The organism is Aliivibrio sp. SR45-2 (genome assembly GCF_963890165.1).
In the GTDB taxonomy this organism is placed as follows: domain Bacteria; phylum Pseudomonadota; class Gammaproteobacteria; order Enterobacterales; family Vibrionaceae; genus Aliivibrio; species Aliivibrio salmonicida.
In genome coordinates this window covers 1-13058 of record NZ_CAWPRC010000055.1, presented here as the reverse complement: position 1 = coordinate 13058, position 13058 = coordinate 1, and the positions used below count along the sequence as shown (strand labels likewise).

The following is a 13058-nucleotide window of genomic DNA, read 5'->3' as shown; positions in this document are numbered from 1 at the left end:
CGTCACAATACATGACGGTAAATATTGAACAGCATTCGTTCAATTCCAACCATAAAACGTGATCAAGATAACACTTTTACTTCAGAACGTAAAGATACACGCATGAGCAGAAAGTGTAATACCCATACCGTTTGCGGTGTTGTTTTTAACCTATAATCACACTGTTGTCATCCGGTATTTTCACCTCACCCTCAACTAATGGTAGGATAAGGTAATTATTTTGAACGGATACTACTATGTCACAACAATTACCAGTTCGTATTGCCACTCGTAAAAGTCCTCTGGCTCTATGGCAAGCTCATTTTGTAAAGGATGCACTGCAAGCCGCTCACCCTGGTTTGGAAGTCGAACTCGTTACAATGGTCACTAAAGGAGACATCATTCTTGATACACCTTTAGCTAAAATTGGCGGTAAAGGTTTATTCGTTAAAGAGCTTGAAGTTGCGATGTTAGAAGGTCGTGCCGATCTTGCCGTTCACTCTATGAAAGACGTGCCTGTCGAATTTCCTGAAGGACTAGGGCTTGTCACTATTTGCGAGCGTGGAGACCCGCGTGATGCTTTTGTATCAAATACCTACAACAACATTGATGAATTACCACAAGGTGCTACAGTTGGTACATGTAGCTTACGTCGTCAATGCCAGTTAAAAGAATATCGTCCAGATTTAATCATCAAAGAATTACGCGGTAATGTGGGAACACGTTTACAAAAACTGGATGATGGTAATTACGATGCGATCATTCTTGCGTGTGCCGGACTGATTCGTCTTGGCTTAGAAGATCGCATTAAAAGTTCAATTGAACCAGAGCAATCTCTACCCGCTGTTGGTCAAGGTGCTGTTGGTATTGAAACCCGCTTGAACGATGATCGTATTCGAGCACTACTCGCGCCACTTAATCACCCAGAAACGGCTCACCGTGTATTGTGTGAAAGAGCAATGAATAATCGCCTTGAAGGCGGTTGCCAGGTACCAATTGGCAGCTATTCATTAATCGATGGCGATCAAATTTGGTTACGTGCTTTAGTTGGTGAACCTGACGGATCGATTATGGTTCGCGGTGAAACTACGGGTCCAGTCTCTGATGCTGAAGAACTTGGCACAAAACTGGCCGAACAACTGCTTAATGACGGTGCAAAAGACATTTTAGACCGCCTATACGCTGACGCTTAACATGACCATATTGGTGACTCGCCCAGAGCAAGAGAGCCAAGCACTCTGTGATGCCCTACACCAAGCAGGGCATCTCGCCATTTCTCATCCTTTGTTAACCATACATCCAGGACGAGAACTTTCTCAATTGCCTTCTCTTTTTTCTTCTCTGTCTGATGGTGATTTTATCATCGCCGTAAGCCAACATGCTGTTGAACATGCGCAGAACAGCCTTCAAATGCAGCAAACGGAATGGAAAAAAGGGGTAAATTATATTGCGGTTGGTCAAAAGAGCGCTCAACACCTCAAAAAGTATGTTGTAGATACAGTACACTTTCCAACACACAGCGATAGCGAACATTTATTGGCTCTTCCTGTTTTAAAAAACACACAAGGAAAGAAAGCTCTCATTTTACGAGGCAATGGTGGACGAGACTTAATATTTCAAGCGCTTGACAATTCGGGGGTAGAAGTCTCTTATTGTGAAACATATCAACGAAAAAACACACCCTTTAATGGCGCATTAAAAGCAGCTGAATGGCAAAAAGAGCACGTAGATACAATCATAGTGACCAGCGGAGAACAACTGTCCTTCTTCACTGAACAATTCACACTCATACATTTACACTGGGTACTGCACTGTCGTTTATTAGTACCGAGTGAACGAATTAACCAACTTGCTCAACAACTTGGTTATCAACATATAGAAACGGTTGGCGGAGCCTCTAATTCCGATGTGCTGCACTATCTCAGTGAGCATCATGCATGATGGGACTTTCAAATGACAAAAGACAATAACAAACCACAATCAGCAGAAGAAAAATCATCAAATTCTGCAACGGCACCTTCTTCTCAAATCCCAAAAAAAGAGACGGAGAAACATGTGCAGCCAACAACATCTAAAGCGCCTTCAAATAAAGAAGAGCCTGTCGTAGACAAAAAAAGCCGTCGCCTAGGTACGGTTGCTATCATCATTTCAATTCTGCTAAGTGGTGGTGCATTTTTAGCATCACAGCAACAGGTCACTCAACAACAGCTTAAAATTGCTCAACTTCAACAGCAATTAAAAAATGCCGACAGCACCTTTGATGCAAAACTCGTCACAGCAGAGCAACGTATCACGGACAAAGCTGACGATATTGTACGTAAAGCAACGGTTCTCATCCAACAGCAAGACAAAAGCATAGCAAGTCTTCAATTGGCCATTGCTGACGTTAAAGGTCGCAGACCAAATGACTGGTTACTTGCAGAAGCCGATTATCTTGTAAAAATGGCGGGCCGAAAATTATGGCTAGAGCATGACGTCGTCAGTGCGACCCGTTTAATGGAAAATGCCGATCAACGTATTTCAGCATTGAACGATCCAAGTTTAATGCCACTTCGCAGAGCCATGGCCAGTGATATCTCAACACTGAAAGCCATCCCACTGATTGATCGTGATGGTTTAGTTCTGAAATTAAACAGCTTAGAACAACAAATTAATACCCTTCCATTAGCGAGTGCCATTCTCCCTGAAGCGGGCGTTGTAGAACAAAAAGAAGTGTCTACCAATATCAATGATTGGCAATCAAACCTGATGCAGTCATTGGATGATTTTGCCGGCCACTTTATTACTTATCGTGTTCGTGAGGGTAATGTCATTCCATTACTTAGCCCTGAGCAGCATTTTTATCTAAAAGAAAACATCAAAGGTAAACTACTACTGGCGTCTAAAGCTCTGTATCGCGAACAAAGTGAAGTGTATGTAACGTCATTAGAAAGTGCGAAATTGTGGTCATCTCAATATTTCCAACAAGATGATCCTGCAGTGAAGAGCTTTATGGCACAGTTAGATTCTTTGACTAAATTTAAAGTCGATGTGCGTTATCCACAAAAAATGAAAACTCAAGCACTTCTGTCTGATTTCATTTCAGAACGTCTACGCCGCAATGTCCAAGCGGTTAGTACAACAACGCCTGAGACTAAAACCACAACAATAGAAGGAGGTAAATCATGATTCGATTGCTTCTTCTGGCCATTGTCTTAGTCGGTGGATTAATCGTTGGGACAACATTCGCAGACCAACAAGGCTATGTATTAATTTCAGTCGCTGAGACCACCATTGAAATGAGTTTAACAACACTTGTTCTCTTCATTGGTGCCTTAATTGCGGGTCTTTTCTTATTAGAAATAGTCGTTAAACGCATTCTGTCAGTCAGTAATTTTACGCGTGGTTGGTTCAGTGCTCGCCATCTTAGAAAGGCTCGTTACAACACCTTTAAAGGCATGATTAAACTGCATGAAGGGGAATGGAAAGAAGCCGAACGTTTAATCACAAAGGGCGGACGCCATAACGATTTTCCGTTATTAAACTACCTCGCCGCCGCAGAAGCAGCCCAAGGTCGCCAACATATCGAGCAACGAGATGCCTACTTAAAGCTCGCTTCAGAACAACCAGGCAGTCACTTAGCTGTCGCATTAACCAGCGCAAAATTACAAATGCGTGAAGAACAATATGAATTTGCTCTTGCGACACTTCAGTCGGTTAACGTTGATTACCCTCATAATCCGGTTTTACTCGATCTTCTAAAAGACTGTTATTTAGCCCTTAATGAATGGCAAGCATTGAAAAAAATCATTCATCCGCTTACCAAAGGGAATTTAATTACAGAGCAACAAGCGCTTGAATTAGAAGAAAAAGTGGAATGTGGCATTCTCGCTTTAATTGCGACGAATAAGGGCACAACGGGGCTATTAGACCATTGGCAAAGTTTACCGAAAAAGCTAAAAAAACACATCCCCATTTTAGTGTGTTTAATTCGACAATTACACAATCGCAAAGCCGATTCTGAAGCGTATATCCTATTACGAGATAACCTAAAGAAACGCAGTGATGATCGCTTAATTGAGTTATTGCCAACCTTAAATCTGCCTGATTATCACCCAGCTACGGTACTGCTTGAAGATTTAGCACGCTACGATATTCGTAATCCCATAATTCAAAGCACACTGGCTCAACTTTATATGCGAACTCAAAAATGGCAACCGGCTCGCGAACATTTTGAAGCGGCATTGGCCATCCGCGAAGACATGTCAGATTACGCCTATCTTGCTCGGGTTTTAGATAAGCAAAACAGAAAACAAGCCGCTGCGGACATTTCTCGAAAAGCCTTAACCATGGTTGATGATATCTAATCCTATTTTATGACTCGTATAAAAAATGCCACTCAATTGAGTGGCATTTTATTTTCATTTATTACTCAGGAAAAGCGCTTAGATAAATGCAAATGCATCGCCAAATAAGTGTTCTTTCTTCGCTTGTTTTTCTGTCGTAAATTGCTCACGAGCCGCACCCGCCATTTCAAAACGACCTGCAATGTAAATATCCAATTCCGCTAATGAATTAAAATCTTCCTTCACCGCTTCCAATACATTGCCTGTTTTGCCAGTCCAGCCTTCACCTTGCTCAATAACGGGAACAAATGTGATATGACTGTGTGCTGCCGCAATCGCTTCTAATTCGGCTTTTGCGTACAACTGACGCTCATCACGACCACCCCAATAAAGGTAAATTGGTTTTTCGATATTCTGACTAATGCAATGATCAAGAATAGAACGCACGTAACTGAAACCCGTACCACCCGCAATCAACAACATTGAACGAGTGTTGTCTTCACGGATCCACGCCTCGCCATGCGGTGCATCAATTTGAATGTCTCCGCCATTTTCTAGCGCCGCTTTCATCGACTGTACGACTTCATTAGCATAAGCATTTTGCTCTGCAGCACCGATATGAAGTTCAATTTCTCCTTCATGGCGACACGGGCTACTTGCGATTGAAAATGGGCGTTTGTCTTTTTCTCCCATCACAACCATCAAATATTGACCCGCTTTAAACGCGATTGGTTGTTCAGGATGAAGTAAAATTCGAAAAGTATTACAAGCCAATGGCTCGATAGACTTTACTTTGCAATTGATTGGCATGACTTTCCTTTTCAGCTGATACCTATTTTAAAATGGTATTTATAACGCTGTAATTATTATGAGTATTGAGCATTAGATTCTAATTATACGGGGTGAATTTATTCTAACAACAGCACTAAATCACTTTTTGCTGTTGCCTGACACGCAAATACCCACCCTTCTTGTTGTTCTTTATCAGTCAAAAGAGGATCTAAATCGTATTCGATTTCCCCTTCTAACTTTTTACATAAGCACATAGCACATGCGCCTACTTGGCATCGATTTGGGTAGTTTATTCCGGCCTCTAATGCCGCATCTAAGATAGTTTGCCCTTCTTTGATGCCAAATTCTTTTTTCTGTGGTAATAAGGTTATTTTTTTCAAAAGATACCCAATTCACCCCAAATAGCGTCAATTTTAGCGACTATTTTAGGATCTTTTTTGATTGGTGTTCCCCATTCACGGAGGCATTCGTCTTCCCATTTATTGGTCGCGTCTAAACCAACTTTTGAGTGACTGTCTTCATTTTTCAAGAACAGTGTGTCCCTTGCTGGGTCCATTCGTGTCGTCACAGCCCAAATAATGTCATTCCAATTACTCACATCGACATCACCGTCACACACGATAACAAACTTGTTCTCATCAAACTGAGACCAAACCCCTTCCATGATTCTCTTACCGTTATGCGCAGCCTGTTTATTGATAGATACAATCACCATACTGGCATTGTCATTCTGTAAATAAATATCAATGATTTCAGGGAAGGCCTTTGTTAACTCGGCTAAATTACCTTCAATATGTGCACTCTCTATTGATGACGATTCAATATTTGGTGACAGTGCTAATTCTGCGTCCCATTTTTTAGTGATATCTAAGCCCATTTTTGAACCTAAACCAACGACTGGTGAAGCAAAATCTAGAGAATCGATAGGGGTATTCTCTATCATCAAACTGTCTCGAAACGGATCCATATGCTGAGACATTGCAGCAGTCACTTCTGACCAATCTCGAGCATTCACTTCTTCGTCGCATACCAAAACAAATTTAGTGTACATGAATTGACGCAAGAAAGACCACACCCCCATCATCACGCGTTTAGCATGTCCTGGGTATTGTTTCTTCATTGTTACTACCGCCATGCGATATGAACACCCTTCAGGGGGTAAATAGAAGTCAATAATCTCAGGAAACTGCTTTTGTAATATCGGCACAAAGACTTCGTTTAACGCCACACCCAATACGGCAGGTTCATCTGGCGGACGACCAGTATAGGTGCTGTGATAAATAGGGTCTTTACGCATAGTGATGTGGGTAACAGTGAATACATGATGCTTTTCAATTTCATTATAATAACCAGTATGGTCACCATAAGGGCCTTCATCGGCAAATTCGCTGGGATCAATATAACCTTCCAGCACGATTTCAGCGCTGGCTGGTACTTCTAAATCATTACTAATCGATTTCGTCACTTCCGTTTTACTGCCACGCAGCAGACCGGCAAATGCGTATTCAGACAACGTATCTGGAACCGGAGTTACTGCACCAAGAATTGTCGCAGGATCAGCACCAAACGCAACAGAAACAGGGAAAGGTTCGCCCGGATTCATTTCCATCCAATCACGTAAATCTAATGCACCACCACGATGAGCAAGCCAACGCATAATAACTTTATTTTTACTGAGCTTTTGTTGGCGATAAATGCCTAGGTTTTGACGCTTCTTATGTGGGCCACGAGTAACGGTTAACCCCCATGTAAGCAAGGGAGCAACATCGCCAGCCCAACAACTCATTACCGGAATTTTATCAAGATCAACGTCATCGCCTTTCCAAACAATTTGCTGACATGCAGCTTTACGAATGTTCTTCGTTGGCATATTCAATACTTGTTTGAATACTGGCAGCTTATCCATCGCATCTTTAAACCCTTTTGGTGGCTCGGGCTCTTTTAAATACGCTAATAGCTTACCAACTTCACGTAGCTCAAGAACGTCTTTACGTCCCATACCAATTGCCACACGCTCCGCAGTACCAAACAAATTGGTCAATACAGGAATATCATAACCAATCGGATTTTCAAACAGCAATGCAGGGCCACCCGCTCGTAAAGTACGATCACTGATCTCTGTCATTTCATAATGAGGGTCAATCGGGTGTGAAATGCGTTTTAACTGCCCGATCGCTTCCAAATGATCGAGAAAACCGCGTAAATCCTTATATTGCATCGCTATCTACTGTCATGAAGTTTGAATAGATTATACCCAAACAAGTGCATATCCCCAACCTACTTCAATCGTATTATTGAGTAATGCTTAACAAACTCAACGTTGTGATAACGCAAATCTTACGTGTTGCTTACGAACTTTATTGCGACTATTCGATAAACTTTCTAGCCAAGAACCATGCCCATAATTGGCTAAATGAAGTGCGACAGCGCCACCATCTTGGATATGACTGAGCTTAGCCAATAAGAACTGCTCAACATCTGAAGGCAAAGGATGCAGCTGCGCTAGAGAAGCAAACGCGCTTTGTTTTAGTGAAGGATTACTCGTTGCCGCAATCAGTTGATCGGTTGCAAACTTGTCCGGCGCTAAACGAGATAAACGAGTTAGTTCTGAAATACTGTGTTGATCTGTTCTCATTTTCCATAAAATTTTATATACGGCAGGATCTTGCGATAACTGAGCTAAACGAACGACAATTTCCGTGGTAGGTAACCAGACAGAAATCGGTCCATCGGTAATTTGCCCAGATAAATAGGCAAGCGCTTCAGGGGTTAAGCTGTCTAACTCAGCTAAAACGATGGATTGACGTACGCGCACCTCATGGGGTTCACCCACGAGCCACTCAGACAGTACTAAGCTGTGCTCTTCTGCAGCAAGAATAAAATCTAAGACTTGTTGATCTTTCGACATTTGGTTTAGCACACGAGAAGCAATACTAGAATAATCAAACGCCAATTTAGTCACGACATACCCATCACCTTGCTCTTTAATCATATAGGTTGGGTGTTTCGTTAATTGCGCTCTTAACCAAATCGTTCCTTTTGGATCCAAAATGAGTTTCTGTTGCTCTATCTGTTGGAGCAACATAAAGCGTACGGCTTCTTGCTGAGGCATAGACAAACGATTGAGAGAGAAATTGAGTGTAATAATGTCACCATCAATAAGGTATTGATGTAACTCATCCACTTTCTTTTTTAGTTGTGCATCAACCAATAAGCTCTTCGCAAATGTAGGCTGAATTTCAGAGGCGGATACTACACCGACCATCAAACTAGTAGAAAGGAGGATTGATGCTAACAGTCCTTGTCGCATAGAGGGAGCTCCTTAAAAAATAACTAAACTGAATTATCCTTATCAAGTTTAGTACAAACCATAATGCGATCAAATTAACATTTAATCAACAAAAAAGCGCTACCTAGTAGGCAGCGCTTTTTATTTAATGACTAAACTATCAATTACTGACGACGCATCGCGTCAAAGAACTCATCGTTCGTTTTTGTCATTGATAGTTTATCAATTAGGAATTCCATCGCATCACTTTCACCCATTGGATGAACAATCTTACGTAGGATCCACATTTTCTGTAATTCATCAGTCTTAGTTAGCAACTCTTCACGACGAGTACCAGAACGATTAAAGTCAATCGCTGGGAATATACGTTTTTCCGCAATTTTACGGTTTAAATGCAATTCCATGTTACCAGTACCTTTAAACTCTTCGTAGATAACTTCATCCATTTTAGAGCCGGTATCAACAAGTGCCGTTGCAATGATAGTTAAACTGCCACCTTCTTCAACGTTACGTGCTGCACCAAAAAAGCGTTTAGGGCGGTGTAATGCGTTTGCATCAATACCACCAGTAAGAACTTTACCTGATGATGGAATAACGGTGTTGTATGCACGAGCAAGACGAGTAATTGAATCCAATAGGATAACCACGTCTTTTTTATGCTCTACAAGACGTTTCGCTTTCTCGATAACCATTTCAGCAACCTGTACGTGACGAGACGCTGGCTCATCAAACGTAGACGCAATTACTTCACCTTTAACAAGGCGTTGCATCTCAGTTACTTCTTCTGGACGTTCATCGATAAGTAGAACCATCAACTCACATTCTGGGTAGTTGTGAGCAATACTTTGAGCGATGTTTTGAAGTAGCATTGTTTTACCCGCTTTTGGCGGAGCAACAATCAGACCACGTTGACCACGGCCAATTGGAGAAGCTAAATCAAGAATACGCGCCGTAATATCTTCTGTTGAACCATTACCACGTTCCATACGTAAACGATCGTTTGCGTGTAAAGGGGTAAGGTTTTCAAAAAGGATTTTGTTACGAGCATTGTCTGGGCGATCATAATTAACAGCGTTTACTTTAAGAAGAGCGAAATAACGTTCGCCATCTTTTGGTGGACGAATCTTTCCGCCAATCGTATCACCAGTACGCAAGTTAAAGCGACGAATTTGGCTTGGAGAGACATAGATGTCATCCGGGCCAGCCAAGTAAGAACAATCTGCTGAACGAAGGAAACCAAAGCCATCTTGAAGAATCTCAAGTACACCATCTCCAAAGATGTCTTCACCGCTTTTCGCATGTTGCTTAAGGATGGAGAAGATGATGTCTTGTTTTCTTAGACGAGCTAGGTTTTCTAGGCCTAATGATTCGCCAAGAGCAACAAGGTCAGACACTGGTCTGTTTTTAAGTTCAGTAAGATTCATAGTGGTAGGTAGTTGTTTAGTCAAAATCAGATTCTATCTTTAGTTGATTTAAGAATGGATGACCTTCGAGCTCGGTCAAGAAATGAAATCGTATGAAATACGCCCGATAAATTATCACTTATTCGCATTTTAGTCTAGGGCTTGGCCCTGATTTCTAAGCTTAGCTTAGCTCAGAAAAACAAAACCGCACATAATTTTTCATTACATGCGGTTCTATCTGACTTAATTGCACCCTATATTATAGGTTTGCATCAAGAAACTCTTTAAGTTGAGTTTTAGAAAGTGCACCCACTTTCGTTGCAGCTACGCCACCATCTTTAAATAAAAGCAGCGTTGGAATGCCACGGATACCGAATTTTGGCGGTGTTCCTGCATTCTGATCGATATTTAATTTACCAATCGTTAATTTGCCTTCGTACTCATCTGCAATCTCATCCAGAATAGGAGCAATCATTTTACAAGGACCACACCATTCTGCCCAGAAATCTACTAGTACTGGGCCTGAAGCATTGATAACACTTTCTTCAAAACCGTCATCTGTAAGCTGCAAAATTTTGTCGCTCATCGTCAACTCCAACGTTAAATTTAAAGGCTGATTTCATGGTAACCAGCAAATTGATGCTCTATTTGAATGGAATCCGTTTCGTATTGCAAGCTTTAACTGATATTCTATAGCAATGAAAAAGACGCACATCACAGAGCAAAAATTTGCCGACCTAGGTTTAGAGCCTCAGGTCCTTGATGGTTTGAATGCAAAAGGGTTCATTAATTGTACCCCAATTCAAGCTAAGGCATTGCCGGTACTGCTCGCCGGCCAAGACATTGCAGGCCAAGCCCAAACGGGCACTGGTAAGACGCTCGCGTTCCTTGCTGCTACTTTTAATCACCTATTAACTACGCCTGCACCTGAAGGCCGTAAAATCACGCAACCACGAGCTATTATTATGGCTCCAACGCGTGAGTTAGCGATTCAAATCTATAACGATGCTGAATCTCTAATCGCAAGTACCGGCTTAAAAGCGGCACTTGCTTACGGTGGCGAACGCTATGAGAAGCAACAAAAAGTTATCGAAGCTGGTGTTGATATCCTAATCGGAACAACTGGCCGCATTATCGATTTCTACAAACAAGGTCAAATTGACTTTAAAGCAATCCAAGTGGTTGTTTTAGATGAAGCCGATCGCATGTTTGATTTGGGTTTCATTAAAGATATTCGTTTTGTATTCCGTCGTATGCCAGCGCCTGCTGATCGTCTGAATATGCTGTTTTCAGCAACATTATCTTACCGCGTACAAGAACTTGCGTTTGAACACATGCAAGAACCTGAGCACGTAGTTGTTGAACCGGATCAAAAAACGGGTCACCTGATTACTGAAGAATTATTCTATCCTTCAAATGATCACAAAATGGCACTTCTTCAAACATTGATCGAAGAAGAATGGCCTGATCGTGCAATTATTTTCGCCAATACTAAACACAAATGTGAATTAGTTTGGGGTCATCTAGCTGCCGATAAACACCGCGTAGGTCTTCTTACTGGTGATGTTCCACAGAAAAAACGTGAACGCATCCTAGAAGAATTTACGAAAGGTGAAGTCGATATCCTTGTTGCTACCGACGTAGCGGCTCGTGGTCTACACATTCCACAAGTAACACACGTATTTAACTTTGATTTACCAAATGAAGCCGAAGATTATGTTCACCGTATTGGTCGTACTGGTCGTGCTGGTGAAAGCGGTAATTCAATTAGTTTCGCTTGTGAAGAATACGCAATCAATCTTCCTGCAATTGAAGAATACATTGAGCATTCAATTCCACAGTCTGATTACGATACATCTGCACTATTGGAAGATTTACCAGCACCAATCAGACTTCAACGCCGTCCACCACAAAATCGTCGTAACGGCAGTAACAATGGTCAACGTCAAAGCGGGAATCGCAAACATTCACGCCCACGTCCACCTCGTAGCCCTCAAGCTTAATCAGAGGTCGATGAAAGAATAATAAGGATGTTATGAAAAGTTCAACAATATCACCTATGTATGCCGTCATTGATTTAGGCTCCAATAGCTTCCATATGCTTGTTGTGCGTCATATAAATGGCAGTGTGCAAACCATGGCCAAAATTAAACGTAAAGTTCGTTTGGCTACGGGATTAGATAAAAACAACACACTCAGCCATGAAGCTATGCAACGTGGGTGGGATTGCTTGAACTTATTTGCAGAACGTTTGCAAGACATCCCTGTAGAAAATATTCGCATTGTCGGTACCGCAACACTGCGTGTAGCGACCAATGTGGATATCTTCTTAAAAAAAGCCAATCAGATCTTAGGTCATGACATTAATGTGATCGAAGGTGAAGAAGAAGCTTGTACAATTTACCAAGGAGTTGCACACACTTCTGGTGGAAGCGGACGTCGATTGGTCGTTGATATCGGTGGCGCAAGTACAGAGCTAATTATTGGTGAAGGTTTTGAAGCACAAGCACTCACAAGCCTCAAAATGGGTTGTGTTACTTGGCTTGAAGGCTATTTCAAAGACCGTGCATTAACCAAAGTGAATTTTGAGGCGGCAATCTCCGCAGCAAAGGAAACCTTAGCGCCGATTTTGCAGCAATACACTGACTTAGGTTGGCAAACCTGTGTTGGCGCAAGTGGTACGGTACAAGCATTGCAAGAAATCATGTTGGCGCAAGGCATGGATGAGGTTATTACCTTAGCCAAGCTTAAGCGCCTTCAAAAACAAGCGATGCAATACGAACATTTAGAAGAATTAGATATTGATGGATTGACCCTTGAGCGCGCTTTAGTGTTCCCTAGTGGTTTATCCATTCTTATTGCTATTTTTGAATTATTATCTATTGATTCAATGACATTGGCCGGTGGCGCTCTTCGTGAAGGGTTATGCTACGGAATGATCCCAGCACTTCAGCATGATGAAGTATGTCAACGTACGATTTCTAGTATTCAACAGCGCTATCAACTTGATGCTGATTACGCACAGCAAGTCACTGATCTCGCTGAACAGTTAAGTGCACAATGTGGCGATGATTGGCTCATTGATCCACAAGCCTTATCTCTATTAAAAACAGCAACACAATTACACGAAATTGGTATGTGTATTGATTATAAAAAAGCAGGAGAACACGCCTCTTATCTTATCAATGCATTAGATCTACCTGGTTATACCCGTGCTCAAAAACATTTATTAGGTGAATTACTGCGTCGTTATCGTGAGCAGTTCTCTGC

General features: G+C 41.8%; 12 protein-coding genes. 6 read left to right on the top strand and 6 right to left on the bottom strand.

Annotated elements, in window-relative coordinates; translation table 11 throughout:
• Nucleotides 1-236 precede the first annotated feature (236 nt).
• The 4 genes from hemC to AACV33_RS02595 are packed head-to-tail and all read left to right on the top strand — an operon-like array spanning nucleotide 237 to nucleotide 4325.
• A complete protein-coding gene (gene hemC / locus AACV33_RS02610) occupies nucleotides 237-1172 on the top strand; it encodes a hydroxymethylbilane synthase (protein WP_012549092.1) in 936 nt (311 codons plus the stop codon).
• Between the two features lies 1 nt (nucleotide 1173).
• On the top strand, nucleotides 1174-1920 hold the full coding sequence (locus AACV33_RS02605) for a uroporphyrinogen-III synthase (protein WP_065611909.1): 747 nt from the start codon (nucleotides 1174-1176) through the stop codon (nucleotides 1918-1920).
• 12 nt (nucleotides 1921-1932) lie between these two features.
• Nucleotides 1933-3147 (top strand): uroporphyrinogen-III C-methyltransferase, encoded by a 1215-nt coding sequence (locus tag AACV33_RS02600; protein WP_017020387.1) that lies wholly within the window; start codon nucleotides 1933-1935, stop codon nucleotides 3145-3147.
• Complete coding sequence (locus tag AACV33_RS02595; RefSeq protein WP_065611910.1) at nucleotides 3144-4325, top strand: heme biosynthesis HemY N-terminal domain-containing protein; 1182 nt, start codon at nucleotides 3144-3146, stop codon at nucleotides 4323-4325. Before AACV33_RS02600 ends, AACV33_RS02595 begins: the two co-directional genes overlap by 4 nt.
• Nucleotides 4326-4403: 78 nt before the next feature.
• Here AACV33_RS02595 and fre read toward each other — a convergent pair whose 3' ends face one another.
• From fre to trxA, 6 genes are all read right to left on the bottom strand, one after another.
• The gene (gene fre / locus AACV33_RS02590) at nucleotides 4404-5114 is read right to left on the bottom strand and encodes an NAD(P)H-flavin reductase (protein ID WP_012549039.1); all 711 of its coding nucleotides are present in this window, start codon (nucleotides 5112-5114) and stop codon (nucleotides 4404-4406) included.
• 98 nt (nucleotides 5115-5212) lie between these two features.
• On the bottom strand, nucleotides 5213-5476 hold the full coding sequence (locus AACV33_RS02585) for a 2Fe-2S iron-sulfur cluster-binding protein (RefSeq protein ID WP_065611911.1): 264 nt from the start codon (nucleotides 5474-5476) through the stop codon (nucleotides 5213-5215).
• Nucleotides 5473-7314, bottom strand: a complete 1842-nt coding sequence (gene ubiD / locus AACV33_RS02580) for a 4-hydroxy-3-polyprenylbenzoate decarboxylase (RefSeq protein WP_065611912.1) — start codon at nucleotides 7312-7314, stop codon at nucleotides 5473-5475. Before ubiD ends, AACV33_RS02585 begins: the two co-directional genes overlap by 4 nt.
• Nucleotides 7315-7410: 96 nt before the next feature.
• Nucleotides 7411-8406 carry a hypothetical protein gene (locus tag AACV33_RS02575; protein ID WP_017020392.1) on the bottom strand — a complete coding sequence of 332 codons (996 nt, stop codon included), beginning with the start codon at nucleotides 8404-8406 and terminating at the stop codon, nucleotides 7411-7413.
• 143 nt (nucleotides 8407-8549) lie between these two features.
• Nucleotides 8550-9809 carry a transcription termination factor Rho gene (rho, locus tag AACV33_RS02570; protein ID WP_065611913.1) on the bottom strand — a complete coding sequence of 420 codons (1260 nt, stop codon included), beginning with the start codon at nucleotides 9807-9809 and terminating at the stop codon, nucleotides 8550-8552.
• 238 nt (nucleotides 9810-10047) lie between these two features.
• Nucleotides 10048-10374: a thioredoxin TrxA gene (gene trxA, locus AACV33_RS02565; protein WP_012549034.1), complete on the bottom strand. Its 327-nt coding sequence runs from the start codon at nucleotides 10372-10374 to the stop codon at nucleotides 10048-10050.
• Between the two features lie 112 nt (nucleotides 10375-10486).
• Here trxA and rhlB point away from each other — a divergent pair, with 112 nt between their 5' ends.
• Together rhlB and gppA are read left to right on the top strand one after the other, a co-directional pair.
• Complete coding sequence (gene rhlB / locus AACV33_RS02560) at nucleotides 10487-11791, top strand: ATP-dependent RNA helicase RhlB (RefSeq protein ID WP_017020393.1); 1305 nt, start codon at nucleotides 10487-10489, stop codon at nucleotides 11789-11791.
• A 32-nt stretch (nucleotides 11792-11823) separates the two neighbouring features.
• A partial coding sequence (gene gppA / locus AACV33_RS02555) for a guanosine-5'-triphosphate,3'-diphosphate diphosphatase (RefSeq protein WP_182699813.1) occupies nucleotides 11824-13058 on the top strand: 1235 nt, incomplete at its 3' end.